At 45.6% G+C, this 16,654-nt stretch carries 11 protein-coding genes; 7 read left to right on the top strand and 4 right to left on the bottom strand.

Annotated elements, in window-relative coordinates:
* The 3 genes from ACLGGO_RS31865 to dndE all read right to left on the bottom strand — a co-directional run.
* Positions 1–3,044: hypothetical protein (locus tag ACLGGO_RS31865; RefSeq protein WP_446422318.1), on the bottom strand; the 3,044-nt coding region annotated here is incomplete at its 3' end.
* A 70-nt stretch (positions 3,045–3,114) separates the two neighbouring features.
* Complete coding sequence (locus ACLGGO_RS31860) at positions 3,115–3,258, bottom strand: hypothetical protein (RefSeq protein WP_446422317.1); 144 nt, start codon at positions 3,256–3,258, stop codon at positions 3,115–3,117.
* Between the two features lie 655 nt (positions 3,259–3,913).
* Positions 3,914–4,309: a DNA sulfur modification protein DndE gene (dndE, locus tag ACLGGO_RS31855; RefSeq protein ID WP_446357644.1), complete on the bottom strand. Its 396-nt coding sequence runs from the start codon at positions 4,307–4,309 to the stop codon at positions 3,914–3,916.
* 317 nt (positions 4,310–4,626) lie between these two features.
* Here dndE and ACLGGO_RS31850 point away from each other — a divergent pair, with 317 nt between their 5' ends.
* The 5 genes from ACLGGO_RS31850 (at position 4,627) to rsgA (ending at position 12,699) form a co-directional block, all read left to right on the top strand.
* Complete coding sequence (locus tag ACLGGO_RS31850) at positions 4,627–5,850, top strand: RNA-guided endonuclease InsQ/TnpB family protein (protein ID WP_446422316.1); 1,224 nt, start codon at positions 4,627–4,629, stop codon at positions 5,848–5,850.
* 133 nt (positions 5,851–5,983) lie between these two features.
* Positions 5,984–7,534: a glycosyltransferase family 39 protein gene (locus tag ACLGGO_RS31845; RefSeq protein WP_446422315.1), complete on the top strand. Its 1,551-nt coding sequence runs from the start codon at positions 5,984–5,986 to the stop codon at positions 7,532–7,534.
* A gap of 46 nt (positions 7,535–7,580) precedes the next feature.
* Entirely contained in the window at positions 7,581–8,411 is an 831-nt protein-coding gene (locus tag ACLGGO_RS31840; RefSeq protein ID WP_446422314.1) for a prepilin peptidase, read from the top strand.
* 176 nt (positions 8,412–8,587) lie between these two features.
* Positions 8,588–11,374, top strand: coding sequence for a GAF domain-containing protein (locus ACLGGO_RS31835; RefSeq protein ID WP_446422313.1), 2,787 nt, complete (start codon positions 8,588–8,590; stop codon positions 11,372–11,374).
* Positions 11,375–11,637: 263 nt separating this feature from the next.
* Positions 11,638–12,699 (top strand): ribosome small subunit-dependent GTPase A, encoded by a 1,062-nt coding sequence (gene rsgA / locus ACLGGO_RS31830; protein ID WP_446422312.1) that lies wholly within the window; start codon positions 11,638–11,640, stop codon positions 12,697–12,699.
* A 116-nt stretch (positions 12,700–12,815) separates the two neighbouring features.
* Here the strand turns inward: rsgA and ACLGGO_RS31825 are convergent, their stop codons facing one another.
* Positions 12,816–14,309 (bottom strand): multicopper oxidase family protein, encoded by a 1,494-nt coding sequence (locus ACLGGO_RS31825; protein WP_446422311.1) that lies wholly within the window; start codon positions 14,307–14,309, stop codon positions 12,816–12,818.
* A 295-nt stretch (positions 14,310–14,604) separates the two neighbouring features.
* Here ACLGGO_RS31825 and ACLGGO_RS31820 point away from each other — a divergent pair, with 295 nt between their 5' ends.
* Both ACLGGO_RS31820 and ACLGGO_RS31815 read left to right on the top strand, forming a co-directional pair.
* Complete coding sequence (locus tag ACLGGO_RS31820) at positions 14,605–15,057, top strand: beta-lactamase hydrolase domain-containing protein (RefSeq protein ID WP_446422310.1); 453 nt, start codon at positions 14,605–14,607, stop codon at positions 15,055–15,057.
* A 22-nt stretch (positions 15,058–15,079) separates the two neighbouring features.
* Positions 15,080–16,474 carry an MBL fold metallo-hydrolase gene (locus ACLGGO_RS31815; protein WP_446422309.1) on the top strand — a complete coding sequence of 465 codons (1,395 nt, stop codon included), beginning with the start codon at positions 15,080–15,082 and terminating at the stop codon, positions 16,472–16,474.
* The last annotated feature ends 180 nt before the right edge of the window (positions 16,475–16,654 follow it).

The raw sequence follows: 16,654 nt of genomic DNA, 5'->3' as shown, positions 1-16,654 counted from the left end.
CGATTCTGGAACTGTTGCTGGAGTTGGCTAAATTGTTCAGCGAGTTCAAAAAGTGATTCTTCTACCCCACTCAAATCTGTTTCTGTTGGAGTGGATAGGGTATTCACTCGTTCGCTTAAGGTTTCGATCTGCTCAGCAATCTCAGCAATGGTTTGTTCAATCCCACTCAAGTCTATCTCTGGAACAGTGGGTAAGCGATCCAGGCGAGTGCTGATTGTATCCACTCGTTCGGTTAAGGTTTCGATCTGCTCAGCAATCTCAACAATGGTTTGTTCAATCCCACTCAAGTCTACTTCTGGGACAGTGGGTGACTCCGTTAGGCGAGTACTGAGGGTTTCCAGTTGTTCACTCAAGTGAGCGATCGCCCGTTGAGATTGGTCGATTTCTTGGAGTTCCGGACGATTCTGGAACTGTTGCTGGAGTTGGCTAAATTGCTCAGTGAGTTCAAAAAGTGCGGCTTCGACACCACTCAAATCCGTTTCTGTGGGAGTGGATAAGGTATTCACCTGTTCGGTTAAGGTGTCGATTTGATCGGTAATCTCAGCAAGGGTTTGTGCTGTCGCACTTACGTCTACCTCTGGAACAATGGGTAATTGATCCAAGCGGGTGCTGAGGGTTTCGAGTTGATCACTCAGTTGCGCGATCGCACGTTGAGATTGGTCGATTTCTTGAAGTTCCGGACGATTCTGGAACTGTTGCTGAAGCTGACTAACTTGTTCAGTGAGTTCAAAAAGCGCCGTTTCTACCCCACTCAAATCGGTTTCTGTGGGAGTGGAGAGGGTATTTACCCGTTCGGTTAAAGTGTCGATTTGACCTGTAATCTCAACAAGGGTTTGTGCGGTGACACTACCATCACCCTCTGGTGCTGCTGATAGCTGTTCCAGGCGGATGCTCAGGGTTTCGAGTTCCTCACTCAGTTGCGCGATCGCACTTTGAGTTTGCTCAAGTTCTGGAAGTTCCGGTCGATTCTGGAACTGTCGATTGAGTGTGTTTATCTGACTTTGGATTTGAGACAGGGTGTCTTCTACGTCAAGTACCTCAGTGTCTGAAACCGCAGATAGGGTGTTGACTTGGCTGGTTAAGCTGTCGATTTGTTCGGTAATGTCAATTATGGCTTGTTCTAACTGACTGACATCGGTTGGGGAGGGGGGGGAAAGTTGATCCAGCCGTTGGTTTAGGGTTTCAATTTGAACCCTAATCTCCCCAATCACCTGTTCTACCCCCTCCTGTGACGGAGTCGGGAGTTGGTTAAGGCGACTATTGAGGATGGCAAATTCTTCAGCAAGCTGGGTGATGTCAGTTTGCGATCGCTCGATGGTGTCTAGTTCGGGTCTGGTGTTAAATTGTTGATCAAGTTGGCTCAGTTGTTGATTAAAATCAATAATTGCGGCTTCGATTTCACTGAAGTCCGTGGCTTCGACGGCTGAGGTTAAGGGAAGGCTATCAACTCTGGTGCTTAATCTCTCCAGTTGCTCGGTGATATCCGCGATCGCACTTTCTACTCCCTGTAAATCCCTGTCGGAAATCGGGGATAGAATGTTCACTTGAGTGGTTAAGAGTTCCAGTTGCTCGGTGATATCCGCGATCGCACTTGACTCGGCGGCTGGTGCTGTGGGAAGCTGATCCAACCGATGGCGAATGGTTTCGAGTTCCTCACTCAAGTCCGCGATCGTGGCTTGGGATTGCTCTATAATTTGTAGTTCGGGTCGATTCTGGAATTGTTGCTGGATTGTATTAATCTGACCGTGGATTTGCACGATCGCTTCTTCTATGTCGGTGAAGTCAATTTCACCGGAGAGGGGGAGGGTATTAATGCGTGCGGTTAAGGTTTCGACCTGACTGGTAATCTGTGCAATAACGGGTTCAAAACCGTTTAAGTTGGCGGTTGGTGCTGTGGGAAGCTGATCCAACCGATGGCTGAGGGTTTCGAGTTCCTCCGTCAGTTGTGCAATAATTTGCAGTTCGGGACGAGTCTGGAATTGTTGCTGGAGTTGGCTAAATTGCTCAGTGAGATCGGTTGTTGCGGTGGGTTGGGTGTTAAGCTGAGTGGTTAAGGTTTCAACTTGACGGGTAATTTGTGCGATCGCAGCTTCAGAGCTGATTAAGTCTGTTATTGGCGCGGTGGATAACTCCTCTAGACGATGAGTGAGGGTGGCGACTTGGTTTCTAAGTTGTGCAATGGTTTGTAGTTCGGGACGAGTCTGGAACTGTTGCTGGAGTTGGCTAAGTTCTTCAGTAAGTTCTGAGAGTGCGGCTTCTACCCCAGTGAGATCAGTGGTTGCAGTGGATTGGGTGCTAACCTGAGTGGTTAAGGTTTCAACTTGAGTAGTAATTTGTGCGATCGCGCCTTCGAGATGACTCCAGTCTACCTCAGATGCAGCCGGTAACTGCTCAAGGCGAATATTAATCGTATTGAGTTGTTCATTGAGTTGAGCCACAGCAATCTGAGATTGCTCAATATCCTCAAGTTCCGGACGACTATGGAATTGTTGATAGAGTTGGCTAAATTGCTCCGTCAGCTCAAAAATGGCTTGTTCAATACGACTCAAGTCTACCTCTGGCTCAGTCGATAGCTGAGCAAAGTTGGTGCTGAGGGTATTAAACTGTTCTGTGAATTGAGCGACTGTGGTTTGCAACTGCTCAATGGTTTGCAGTTCGGGACGATTATTAAAGTGTTGGCTAAGTTGCTTAAATTGCTCAGTTAGCTCAGTGAGTGAGGCTTTTAGATCCTCAATCGCCGTTTTCTCTGGTCGAGCATTAAATTGTTGGTCTAAGCTGTTGAGTTGAGTATTAAGAGTGGGGATAACTTGGACTTGCTGATGGAGCGATTGAATAATTTGATATGTTTCCGCGATCGCACTTCTGGTGTTATCCTGTGTCTGCTGTACCATGTTGCGTCGGTTAACCAGGTTCAAAGCCAACGCTACTGTTAAAGGCGTTGCTGCATAAGCAACCTGCTGAGATGTCGTCGCTACAACAGTTCCTACAGCGGAACCCGCTAAGAAAATATACTCAAAGATTTCTAGCAATGATTTTTGTGTCATAGGTATCTCTATAGGGGGGTGAGCGAAGTCCTGAAAAGAGGACATTCCGGTTGCGGTTTACTGCTGACTACTACGCTTTTGTTAAAGCGCTATCAATTGAACGGTAAGCTGTCATCACCGTTGTAGATTCCCCTAAACTTGATAATTCTTTGGTGACAGGTTTTTTGAGGCTTAAACTAAAATGCTGGAAACTGAAATAGACATATCGTGCCATTGACAGTGATACGCTATTACTTACCCAAACCTGTGATACCTGTCCGGATTTTTGCGGTAGATACGTCTTATACCTGTTGAGGAGATGCGGTTCCCTTATCAGTCTTATTTCTTGGTTCAAAGAATAAATCATTTCACCGTAACTCGAACATCTAGCTTGGAATCAATACAGGGTAAATGTCTTTCCTTGCTAAAATCAGGAGCTAGTTATCAGGCTAATAGAGCTGAGAATTCTCTACTCACCGATAATCGAGTCAACCGATATTCTAAACAACCACAATGAAGATTGCCTATAAGTTTATAGTAACTTTAACTTGTGCTTATGGATAAACAGTCTCTCCCTAGTCCACGCCTGTTTTTATAGACAGTGAGATACCTCCCCACTTATCCTTTCTTCAAGGCGAATTCGAGATGAAGGCTAACCCCTTGACTTTTTCTGTCATTTCAGGTACTATTTCATCATGGGAAAATGTGCGCTCCTATAAACCCCTATAAGTAGAGATAAGCTTGTTCGTAGTTGGGCTGTCTTCGCCATAAACCTTCGCCGCACTTACTACAAACCCTTAAGTTAAACCGCCTTAGGTAGAAACCCAAGGAACCAAAAGCTTGCATTCGTTAGACGAGGGTATCTCTAGTTATAGTCGTTCTCCCTGAAATCACAGCTCAGAATTACCTTGAGTTAAAGCAACTTCTATAAAATCTTCAATTTTCTTAATACTTAGATCACCCGCTAAATACCCAATACCCCGATGGAGATGAAGGCGAAATTGATTAGTCAGAGTATCCTTATCACACCCTAAACCATCATTATGACAGCGTTGCTTTAGAGCAATTAATAAAATATCAGCCAATTCACCCCCAAACACCCGCCACGTCATTTCCACATTCGAGTCAGCCGGAATAGGGACAGGTGAAGGTTGAGTCGGTTCCGCCAGGGAACGACAAAACGCCCAACGGCAAAGAATATTCCACTGATCAATTTTAGTGTAGCGTTTGAGTTTGGTTAGTTGGTCTTTGGCTGATTTTGAAAGTTTAAAGCGTTCAATTTCCATTTTTCAGGGAACAGGGAATAGGTAACAGGGGAACAGGGAACAGGGAATAGGTAACAGACAATTCATCATATCAAAATGACCACCGCAATTCCATTCACCTCAAATGATATGAGCTACAGGCGATCGCTCTCTTGGCAATAACCACGATTCACAACATACCCCATTACCTAGTTTTGATAAATTAACGTAGCCGCGAAAGTCCTCACCCTCAACGAAGTAGGGTGAGGATGGACAGGGGGAAATTAAGAAACGAAATTTCCAACCTTCCGGACAAACTTACCCTAAATGCTATATATTGATAAGAGGAGGTAAAAGCAATGCGACATCAAGCCGTCAAAGTCAGGCTGTATCCGACAACTGAACAACAAGTGATACTAGCTCAACACTTTGGCTGTAGCCGTTGGTGGTGGAATTATGCACTTAATTTGTGTATTGAAACTTACCAGTTAACGGGCAAAGGCTTGACTCGTTCTGCGTTGAATGCTTTCTTGCCTAAGCTCAAGAAACAGGAGGAAACCGAATGGTTGTCTGAATGCTATTCCCAAGTTTTGCAAGCTACCACACTAAATCTGGTCACTGACTATAAAAACTTCTTTGAAGGTAGAGCTAAATACCCTAGGTTTAAGGCTAAAAGGAATAAGCAGTCCATTCAATATCCTCAATCGGTCAAGATTTCTGATGGTTGCCTTAAGTTTCCGGGGCGTGTTGGCGTAGTCAAAGCTAAAATACATCGACCAATTGAAGGAACTATCAAGACGGTGACGGTTAGCATGACGCCATCGGGTAAGTATTTTGCATCCGTCTTGACCAAGGTAGAAGGGGATAGCCCACCTGTTAGCACCGATGGCAAAGTAGCCGGGATTGATCTAGGGCTGAAGGACTTCGCTATTGTCAATGATGGGGTCAAAACCTCTAAATATGCTAATCCTAAGCACCTAGCCAAACATGAGCGCAACCTTAAGCGGAAGCAACGAAAACTAGATAGAAAGGATAAGGGAAGCAAGTCAAGAGATAAAGCCAGGAAACTGGTGGCTAGGGTTCACGAACGAATATCAAATGTCCGCCAAGACTACTTACATAAGCTATCTAGAAAGCTTGTTGACGAAAACCAAGTTATCGTAGTCGAAAGTCTAAATACTAAGGGCATGGTCCGTAACCACAAACTAGCCAAAGCAATTTCTGATGTAGGCTGGGGAATGTTTGTCAATTTCCTATCGTACAAGCTTGAATTTGAGGGCAAGGTGCTGGTAGAGATTGATCGCTGGTTCCCTAGTTCTAAACTCTGCTCAAACTGCCATTATCAGGTGAATGAGATGCCGCTAAAGGTTAGGGAATGGACTTGTCCTAGCTGTGGCACTCATCATGATAGAGATGGCAACGCTTCAGCAAACATTAGAGCAGAAGGCATCAGAATACTATCGGTCTCAGGGACTGGGACTGCTGCTGATGGAGGGGATGTGAGACCGAAACTTGGACGTAAGTCTAAGTTGACGCAATCCCCAGTGAGATCAGAAGATCAGGCTTACTTCGTAGAAGCCTGATAAGTTGACTTCGACTTTGCCGCCGCAAGCCAACTGCATTGTATCATACTATCCTGGGGTGTTTATCCGGATAAAAGCCGTCCTAGAAGGACGGGGCTTCAGACCCTTTATTTCCGGTGGGTGAGATTGATGAATGATGTTAAAAAAATTACCATTAAGTCCAACCGGGTGGCGAAATTTAGCAATCGCCTTAATCGTACTAGGGATATTTTTCCGCTTCTACAACCTAGATCGCAAGGTTTACTGGTACGATGAGACAATGACCTCGATGCGAATCTCTGGATATACCCAAACCGAAATCATCCAGCAGACTTTCGACGGTGAGGTGATTCCGGTTAAAGCCTTCTTAGAGCAGTATCAGTATCCCACACCGGAAAAAAATCTCAATGACACGATTAACGCCTTAGCCGGAAATCCAGAACATTCCCCACTTTATTATCTAATGGCGCGGTTCTGGTTGCAAATCTTTCCGGATTCAATTGTAACAATTCGCAGCTTATCCGTATTAATCAGTTTCCTAGCATTTCCTTGTATGTACTGGTTATGTTGGGAACTCTTTGGGTTATCTACAGTAAGTTGGGTTGCCGTTGCTATTCTAGGGATTTCTCCGTTCCATGTCTTGTACGCCCAAGAAGCACGGGAATATAGTTTGTGGACGGTAACAATTTTATTATCAAGTGCGGCATTATTGCGAGCAATGCGATTGAAAACCTTACCGAGTTGGGGAATTTACGGAGTGAGTGTAGCGCTGGGACTTTATACTCATCCATTTTCCGCCTTCGTTTCGATTGGACATGGCATTTATATGTTAGTCACTGAAGGGTTCCGCTGGAGTCGGCGGCTGACGAGTTATTTATTATCGTCCCTATTCGGGTTGCTCTTATTTTTACCATGGCTAGGGATTGTGATTAGCCATTTTTCCAAATTCGTGGATAATACCGCCTCAGTTAACTTGAATCGAGAAGGATTTTTACCCTTATTTTGGGGATTAAACTTGAGTCGAATTTTCTTTGATGTAAATCAAGGAACCAGCCAATTTAGTCCACTGCATTACCTCAGTGCTTTATTAGCCGGCTATGGGCTTTACTATCTTTACCGCAAAGCCCCCCTCAACGCTTGGGTGTTTATTATCACCTTAATTGGCGTTACCGGAATTGCCCTAATTGGACCCGATGTCATTTTAGGCGGGCGTCGTTCTAGTATTACCCGATACGCCATTCCCAGTTATTTAGGGATTCAGATAGCAGTCGCTTATTTGATGGCAGCCAAAACTACCGCAATCAACGGCAAAACAAAGCATCTGAAGCGCTGGCAATACGGCGCGATCGCACTCTTGTTTTGTGGTATTCTCTCCTGTATCGTCAGCGCCCAATTTCCGGTGTGGTGGCACAAAAGTCATAGTAAAAGTCGATATAATCCTCAAGTCGCTGAAATTATTAATCGAGCGGAACGTCCCCTAGTAGTTAGTGATCAAATTCCGGGAATCATGTTTTCTCTGAGTCATTCCCTCAATCCCGACGTTCATCTCCAGATGGTTTTACCTCCTGGTATTCCAGAAATTTCGGATACATTTTCCCCCATATTTGTTTATCGACCCACTGAAACCTTACAGCAAGGAATTCAAGCCAATCATCAATTAACAGAAGAACCCCATTCTAAATCCTGGTTATGGAGAGCTGAATAGCCATGTTCGTGGTTGCGCTATCGTCAAAAATTAAAATGAAATAAATATGGATACTTTAATTATCATCGTAACCTCTTTAATCGTATTTACCCTCGGCGCATCGATTGGTAGCTTTCTCAACGTCGTTGTTTATCGCCTACCTGCCAATTTATCCATTCTTTTCCCCCCCTCACGTTGCCCTCATTGCTTACATAAATTAGGGAAGCGGGAGAATATCCCTATCCTGGGTTGGCTGTGGTTAAAAGGGCGCTGTCGTCATTGTCGTAGTCACATCTCTTGGCGTTACCCCCTAATCGAGGCAATCACGGGATTATTGTTTTTATTGGTATTTTGGCGATATAGTTTGGGCATAGAAACCCTAGGATATTGGGCATTTTTAAGCTGGTTATTAGCCCTATCATTAATTGATCTCGATACAATGACTCTACCCAACTCGCTCACCCAGTCGGGCTTAGTTGTGGGTATAGTCTTTCAAGGCGCATTCGCTTTTTTCCAGACGGCTCAACTTTCAGATATATCGGCTCAAATCATGACCGGAATTGGCGGCGCTGTTTTGGGAATTTGGTTATTTGACATCATCACCCTAGTCGGTTCTATCATCTTTAGGCAAACCGCGATGGGGGGAGGAGATGCCAAACTAGCCGCAATGATGGGGGCTTGGTTAGGATGGAAGTATTTACTATTAGCTGGGTTTTTAGCCTGTGCAGTCGGCGCGTTTGCTGGGGGCGGTGCTATGGCGATGGGCTGGCTGAATCGGCGACAACCAATGCCCTTTGGACCGTTTCTAGCTTTAGGCGCAGGATTGACAGTTTTTTGGGGAGAAGCTATTCTGTCAGCTTATCTGCGGTTATTTTTTCCCTTATCATTTGCCGTTTAAGAAGTAGGGCTTGCTGAATAAGTATGAGGGTGAGGAAAGGGAATAGGGAATAGGCAAGTCTTAACAGTAATGATTTGTCCCGTTTGCCGGATAGAGAAAGAGTAGAGTATAAATAACGGCATAATCCTTGAATCTACCACTTTAATAATCTTTCTTAAGAATCTTTTATCACCACCATGGTATTGGCAGAATTTTTCATTCCCCACGGACATTGCTACCTCTGGAAGCCGGAATTAGTTGGGTTACACCTAATCTCTGATTTTCTCACCGCATTGGCATATTACTCCATTCCCCTAACGCTAACCTATTTTGTCACCAAGAGAAGCGATGTCCCGTTTAACTGGATTTTCTGGTTATTTAGTGGTTTCATCATTGCCTGTGGCACGACCCATATTATGGCAATCTGGACGCTTTGGCATCCAAATTACTGGCTATCGGGTGGAATAAAAGCCGTGACTGCCCTGATTTCCGTAGTCACCGCCGGGGAACTCGTCCGACTACTTCCCCAAGCCCTGACAATCCCCAGCACAGCCCAACTCGAAGTCGAAATTAAGGAACGTCAAAAAGCCCAAGCTGCACTCTTACAGGAGAAAACCCACCTAGCTCAAGCTCAGAACGTTGCCCATGTGGGCAGTTGGGAATTCGATTTAGCCACCCAAAACATCACTTGGTCTGATGAAACCTTCCGCATTTATGGACTCTCTCCAGGACAACCCACACCCACCCTAAGAGACTATTGGCAAACGATTCATGTCAAAGATAGAAAGGCTTGGAAAAAAACAGTTCACCAGCTTGTTCGTGGGAAATCCTGCCAACTAGAATTTCGCATCCTGCGCCCTGACGGGTTTATCCGCCATCTTTTCGCCCAAGGAGAACCGATTTTTAATGCCCAAGGTCAGGTGAATAAACTATTCGGTACTCTACTAGATATCAGCGATCGCGTCGCGGCGCAACAACGGGAACGGTTATTCGGCTCAATTGCCTTACGGATTCACAAATCCTTAGAACTCGATGAAATTCTCGACACCACCGCCACCGAGGTGCGACAATTTCTAGAAACAGACCGAGTGTTGATTTACCGCTTCAATCCAGACTGGAGTGGGCAGATTGTGGTCGAGTCAGTGGGGGAACCCTGGACAGCCGTTCTGAATACAACCCTACATGATCCCTGTTTTGGCAAAGACTACGCTCAACTCTATCAGCAAGGTCGAGTAAGAGCGATCGCTAATATTTATACCGCAGGTTTACAGCCTTGTCATCTCCAGTTACTTAAACCCTTCCAAGTTATCGCCAACTTAGTCGTACCGATTCTCTTAGGTGAAAAACTCTGGGGGTTATTAATCGTCCATCACTGTCGTAGTCAACGGCACTGGCAATCCGAGGAAATCGAGCTATTACAGCAATTAGCCACCCAAGTCGCGATCGCACTCCAACAATCGGAACTCTATTCTAGAGTACAGGCAGAACTCATCGAGCGGCAACGGATAGAGAAAGAGCTACGAGTCAGCGAACAACGATATCGTTCCGTCGTCACCGCCATGTCTGAGGGAATTATACTCCAGCAAGCAGACGGTCAGATTATTGCCTGTAATGCCAGTGCAGAACGCATTTTAGGACGTTCCGCTCAACAAATACTCGGACAAATCGGTATGAACTGGGGAGGACAAATCATTCAGGAAGATGGCTCTCCCTTCCCCAGCCAAGAGCATCCCGCGATGGTAACTTTACGCACAGGGAAACCCCAAGTAAGAGTCATTATGGGGATTTCCCAACCCAAAGCGTCACTCCTATCCTGTCCAGTAAACGACTCACATCTTCCTAGAAACAGGGCAAAAAGCGGAGGGCTGAGGCTAAAAGAAAAGGAGCCAGTTTACCAGGAACAAAGACATGATATCACCTGGATTAGCATAAATTCTCAACCGCTGTTTCATCCCGGAGACAGCCAACCCTACGCCGTTGTCACCTCATTTTCCGACATCACCCAGAGCAAACGTTCCCAAGAAGCCTTGCGCTTAATCACTCAGCAAGAACGAGAAAGAGCCTTGCAACTCGAACAAGCCTTGCAGAAACTCCAACGCACCCAAGCCCAACTGGTACAGAATGAAAAAATGGTTAGTTTGGGGCAACTCGTCGCCGGGGTAGCCCATGAAATCAACAACCCCACCAGCTTCATCTACGGTAACATTGCTCCCGCCTCTGAGTATACACAAAACTTGCTGCACCTAGTCCAACTCTATGGCAAACACTATCCCGAACCTGTCGCCGAGATTGCCGAATACAGAGAATACATTGACCTAGAATTTATTGCCACCGATTTTCCCAAACTTCTCGCCTCGATGCAAGAAGGCGCTCGTCGCATCAGTGAAATTGTCCAATCCTTACGCCACTTTTCCCGACTCGATGAAGCCGATTACAAACGGGTGAATCTCCATCAAGGCATCGATAGCACACTGCTGATTTTAAAACATCGACTGACACAACAGGGGAATCGTCCTCCGATTCAACTGCTTAAAGACTATGGTCAACTGCCTTTAGTCAACTGTTATCCGGGTCAACTCAATCAAGTGTTTATGAATATTCTGAGCAATGCCATTGATGCCCTTGACGAAGCTCATAATACTGCCTATTTATCAAGAATACCTTCAGCCGACAGCGAGATTTGCCTACACTACTCGACAACAAATCCTCAACCCTCACCGATGATTCGGATTCACACGGAATTCGTTGAACCCAACTGGGTAATTATTCGTATTGCTGACAACGGTACTGGCATCAAGGCAGAGGTTCAATCCCGAATATTTGATCCGTTCTTTACTACAAAACCCGTCGGTCAAGGAACGGGTTTAGGATTATCAATTAGCTACCAGATTGTCGTAGACAAACACGGGGGACAGCTTCAATGTCATTCCCATCCCCCTCAAGGAACAGAGTTTGTGATTAAGTTACCTGTCAATAAGTCATAATTAGTAATCTCACCCGTTTCTACTCGGCTGAATCGGGCGCTGAGATAACTGTAGTGTTTTTGTAGTATAATATATAAATCTGTTGTCGGGAAATACCCGGAAGGATAACTCTATGTCTGAGCTTGTAACCATTTCCACCCCCATAACACAACTCAAGGTAACCACAGAGGGTTTGACGCGATCGCGTCGTTTCTCAGGCTAACGAACGTCAAAAATCCTCTGTGCGCCTTGCTCAAATCAAGCAACAGACACTGAGGAAACCAATGAATTTAGAATCATTAGGCTGGAGTGAATTTTTTGCCAACAGCCTCAATTCCCAATGGCAAGAGGGTTACACCATTGGTCGAGTTGCCCTAGAGTACAAAAATACTTATCGTCTCTACACCGAACAAGGCGAACTCTCAGCAGAGGTTATCGGCAAACTGCGATACCAAGCAACTGGACGCCAGGACTTTCCGGCTGTAGGAGATTGGGTGGTGATTCGCCTCACCAATGAAGGTAAACATGGGATAATTCACAGCATTTTGCCCCGAAAAAGTCAATTTCAAAGGAAAACCGTTGGCGCAAAAACCGAAGTCCAAATTATTGCCACGAATATCGATACGATATTTTTGGTCTCTGGTTTGGATGGAGATTTTAATCTGCGGCGCATTGAACGCTACCTACTTCTGGTGTGGGAAAGCGGCGCGAATCCTGTAATTGTCCTCAATAAAGCGGATTTATGCGAGGATATCGCTGAAAAGCAAGAGGCTGTTGAAGCGATCGCTTTTGGTGTACCTGTGATTATATTAAGTACACTCAAAAATCAGGGATTAGAAGCCCTAAAACCTTACCTAAAACCCGGACAAACTGTTGCTTTACTAGGTTCCTCAGGCGTCGGCAAATCAACTTTGGTGAACCAGTTAATCGGTCAAGTCGTGCAAGCGGTTGGAGAAGTCCGTTCGGACGATAGTAAAGGGCGACATACCACCACCCATCGCCAATTGATTCCCCTGCCTTCAGGGGGTTTGCTGATAGATACTCCAGGGATGCGGGAACTTCAGATTTGGGCAGACGAGGAAAGTTTAGCCGATACCTTTACCGATATCGACACCTTAGCCCAGCACTGTCGTTTTCGCAATTGTAAACACCAAGACGAACCCGGTTGTGCTGTGCAACAAGCCTTGGAAAATGGCACCCTTGATGATCAGCGTTTCCTGAATTATCAAAAACTGCAAAAAGAACTTCACTATCTAGCCCGGAAACAAGACCAAAAAGCCTCCTTAGCCGAGAAGGAAAAGTGGAAAAAAATCACTAAAGTCATGAGGAATCAACACAAACACTGATGCCAAATCACAGAACATCATAGCGCCCATGTAGGGGCGGGTTTCACAACTATCGTTTCTGGTTTACCCAGATGCCACTAAACCCGCCCCGGTCAAATTGTAAAATTGAATTAACGTTAACTCACCATTTCTATAGTACCCATCATGCCTAAATCTTCATGATCTAAAATATGGCAGTGATAAACTGTTTTTCCCGGAAAATCGGTAAACCGAACCCGAATCCGCACTGTTCCCCCAACTGGTACTAAAACCGTATCTCGCCAAGCCCGATAGGGTTCAGGTTGACCATTGCGGTCAATCACTTGAAAATGATTAGTATGTAAGTGAATCGGATGATCCATCATCCCCGTATTCACCAACTCCCAATCTTCCACAGTATTTAATTGCACCTGGGTATCAATGCGCTGGTGGTCGAATGTTTTGCCATTAATCAAAAACACCATACCCTGTCCCGGAGCCATACCATGACTGAAAGTAAAACGTCGTGTCGTCTCAGGTTCGGGCAAGGCGTCTACTGGAATCAAGCGTTTGGGTAAGGGAAGCGGTTCAACTTGTCCGTTATAGCGGAGTGTGGCTAATACCTCGACATTTCCGGAATCGTTAGTCTGTCCACGACCCATCATACCACGACCCATCATACCACGACCCATTCGACCACGACCCATCATACCACCGCCCATCATACCCATACTCCCTCGGTTATAGGGTTGATTTAACAAACGGTATTCTCCAGGTTCTCGCTCTCCGGACACCAGCACCTCAACTCGCTGTCCCGGCGTTAACAGTAACTCTTGCTGTTCGACAGGTTCAGAGATAGAACCCCCTTCAGTAGCAATTAAATAAAAGGGATGTTCCTCTAAACTCAAACGATAAAAACGAGAGGGCGAAGCATTAGCAATTCGCAGACGCAATAAGCCACCGGATGGAATCGATAGAGTCGGATTAACATTACCATTAATAGTAATCAGTTGTCCTTCCCGTCCATGCATTTGCTCCATGGGGTGGGGTGTAATCACCTGACCGCCGCTATCTAAACCAAAATCCTGGATAACCAATAATTCTTCTTGCGCCGCTTCAATTTCCGGAATTTGGTCTAATTCACCACGCACAATAAATAATCCCCCCATTCCCCAGGAAACCTGCTTGGCGACCAAACCATGAAGGTGAGGATGATACCAGAAGGTTCCCGCCGGATGGTTTTGGGGAATCGTGAATTCATAGGTTAGTTGCTCCCCAGAGGGAATTTCCAGAAAGACATTATCAGCATTTCCAGTGGGGGAAACGTGGAGTCCGTGATAGTGCAGGTTGGTTGCTTCTGGTAGATTATTACTGAATTGAATCCGAACAGAATCTCCTGGCTGAGCTTCTAAAACTGGACCGGGAACTTGTCCGTTATAGCTGTAAAGTTGGGCTTGACGTCCGGCGAGGTTAATATCACCGTAACCCGCATTGAGAGCAATATCGAGTTGTCCGCCTTGGCTACTCAATCGCCTGGAAGACAAGCGTAATTTTTCCGACTGCGCTTGTTTAGTCGTAGCCGAAGAACACTGACTGAGTAAGATAGCGCCAGCCGTTGAGCTACTGAGGAAAAAGAATTTTCTTCGATTCATCTTTAATCAGGGGTTGCTGAATAAGTAAGCTGTCACGTATTTAAATTGGGTATAGGTAGTGAGCAGTGGAGATCGTCATTCGTTTATGTAAGGGTTTGAGGGCTGTTTCCTACTTAGAGCCAAGAAGTTGCTAAACCTTAAACAGTTAGCCTTTGCTCAAAATAAAAACTATCTTTAGATAGAAAATAATATCCTTCTCAGGTTAGAGGAATTTTTCCATTTTTCAGCCAAAACTATGAATGGAATCTAAATAAGTATTTATACTATTGACATTTTAACAAGGAGTTAGACTTTCATGGAAAACGCCAAAAAGATTAACGATAACTTAACCGTAGCCACGAATCAGGTGACGCCGGAGCAATTGCAACAAGCGGCTCAAGAGGGGGTAAAATCGGTATTAAATCTGCGATCGCCCTCCGAAGAGGGGTTCCCTAGGGATGAACAGCAGCAAGTCGAAGCCGCCGGATTGCAGTATGTCAATATCCCGGTTAAACCCGATGCGATGACGGAGCAACTGGCAAATCAAGTTCTCCAGCAGATCGAAGAACTGCCCAAACCAGCCCTGATTCACTGCAAGAGTGGTTTACGTTCAGGGGCGATGGCATTAATGTATGTGGCAACTCGCGAGGGAATGACCGCAGAACAAGCCATGGAAAAAGGGAAAAACATGGGCTTTGACTGTGAGAAATCCCCTCAGATGAAAGAATTCTTCAAAACCTATATTTCACAGCATTCACAAGGGAGTTAATCTTTAAATCGGAGAACAAATCATGGCATTAGTTTTAGAACAAATTAACACCGAAGGGCTAGCGCTGCTATCCTATATAGTGGGAGATGACAAAGCGGGTGTAGCCGCCGTTATCGATCCGCGTCGTGACGTAGATATTTATTTACAAATAGCGCGATCGCGTGGAGTGAGAATTACCCACATTCTGGAAACCCATATCCACGCAGACTTTGTATCCGGTGTCCATGAACTTCAAGCCCGTACTGGCGCGACAATTTACGGCGGGAAGAGTGAAGATTATCAATTCCAGATACAGCAACTGAGTGAAGGAGACGAGTTACAAATTGGTACAGTTACCCTTCGCGCCCTGCATACTCCTGGACATACACCAGAACACATTTGCCTATTAATTCATGATGCTCAACAAGGGAAAGAACCCTTTGGCGTGCTGACTGGGGATACGCTGTTTAATCTAGATGTTGGGCGTCCCGATTTAGTAGGTACAGGGACAGAGAAAAAACAGGCGGCGCAACTGTATCACTCATTATTCGACAAATTAGTCCCGTTAGGCGATCGCGTCGAAGTCTATCCCTGTCACGGTGCGGGTTCATCCTGCGGTAAATCCATTGGCGATCGACAACAAAGTACTATTGGGAATGAACGAATTTTTAGTGACGCATTGAAAGAGCGAACCGAAGCAGAATTTGTCGAGTGGATTTTGGGCGATATGCCAGAACCCCCCACTCACTACTCACGCTTGAAAAAAGTGAACGCTAAAGGGGCACTAATTAAAGGGTGTGTGCCAACATTGCAACCCTTCTCCCCTCAAGAATTCCAACAAAAGATGGCAGATGAAAATACCCTTGTCATCGATACCCGTTCGATGCTGGCATTTGGGGGTGGACATATCCCTGGTGCGATTAATATTGCCCTCCAATCTGCCTTTCCTACCTGGATGGGCTGGATGATTGACCCAGAAAAAACGCTGCTACTCGTTGTAGAAAGTGCGCGAGACTTATCCCTCGTCACCGAACAGTTATTCCGCGTGGGTTACGATAACCTAGTCGGCTATCTCCACGATGGGATGAAAAGTTGGCAGAATGCTGGGCTACCCTTGCAACACCTGGGTGAGTGGACGGTGAATGAGTTGAATCAGCACAAAGAAGACTCAACGCTCACCGTGTTAGATGTGCGGACTGATAAAGAGTTTCACAGTGGCTGCATCCCTGGCGCTGAACATATTTATGTTCCCCATCTAGAAAAAAAACTGGATCAGTTAGACAAAAATAAAACCCTAGCCACCTACTGTGGTAGTGGATATCGGGCGTCTATAGCTGCCAGTTTGCTACAAAAGCATGGGTTTGAAAAGGTAATCAACATTCCCGGTTCATGGAGTGCTTGGAAGAGTGCCAATTTACCCGTGCAACAACCTGCCTAAACACATCAGAATTAGCTAAATAAAACGGTAGGGGCGATCCGCTTGATTAACTGAACCCGATAGTCCAATCAGTTACTTGGGTCGCCCTGTAGAGCATGAGTTTATTGACATCCTCCCCCGGCTAAAGAGCGCGGGGGATTCCTCACCACGCCACCTTTTTAGGGGTGGTCGCTGATTGGG

The sequence above is a fragment of the Coleofasciculus sp. genome, from assembly GCF_046565525.1.
Lineage (GTDB): Bacteria > Cyanobacteriota > Cyanobacteriia > Cyanobacteriales > Coleofasciculaceae > Coleofasciculus.
This window is presented reverse-complemented; position numbering and strand designations above follow the sequence as displayed.

Bases quoted from the DNA above. Each gene is read 5' to 3' on its own strand.
- ACLGGO_RS31860 (WP_446422317.1), bottom strand. From the start codon at position 3,258: ATGGCACGATATGTCTATTTCAGTTTCCAGCATTTTAGTTTAAGCCTC.
- dndE (WP_446357644.1), bottom strand. From the start codon at position 4,309: ATGGAAATTGAACGCTTTAAACTTTCAAAATCAGCCAAAGACCAACTA.
- ACLGGO_RS31850 (WP_446422316.1), top strand. From the start codon at position 4,627: ATGCGACATCAAGCCGTCAAAGTCAGGCTGTATCCGACAACTGAACAA.
- ACLGGO_RS31845 (WP_446422315.1), top strand. From the start codon at position 5,984: ATGATGTTAAAAAAATTACCATTAAGTCCAACCGGGTGGCGAAATTTA.
- ACLGGO_RS31840 (WP_446422314.1), top strand. From the start codon at position 7,581: ATGGATACTTTAATTATCATCGTAACCTCTTTAATCGTATTTACCCTC.
- ACLGGO_RS31835 (WP_446422313.1), top strand. From the start codon at position 8,588: ATGGTATTGGCAGAATTTTTCATTCCCCACGGACATTGCTACCTCTGG.
- rsgA (WP_446422312.1), top strand. From the start codon at position 11,638: ATGAATTTAGAATCATTAGGCTGGAGTGAATTTTTTGCCAACAGCCTC.
- ACLGGO_RS31825 (WP_446422311.1), bottom strand. From the start codon at position 14,309: ATGAATCGAAGAAAATTCTTTTTCCTCAGTAGCTCAACGGCTGGCGCT.
- ACLGGO_RS31820 (WP_446422310.1), top strand. From the start codon at position 14,605: ATGGAAAACGCCAAAAAGATTAACGATAACTTAACCGTAGCCACGAAT.
- ACLGGO_RS31815 (WP_446422309.1), top strand. From the start codon at position 15,080: ATGGCATTAGTTTTAGAACAAATTAACACCGAAGGGCTAGCGCTGCTA.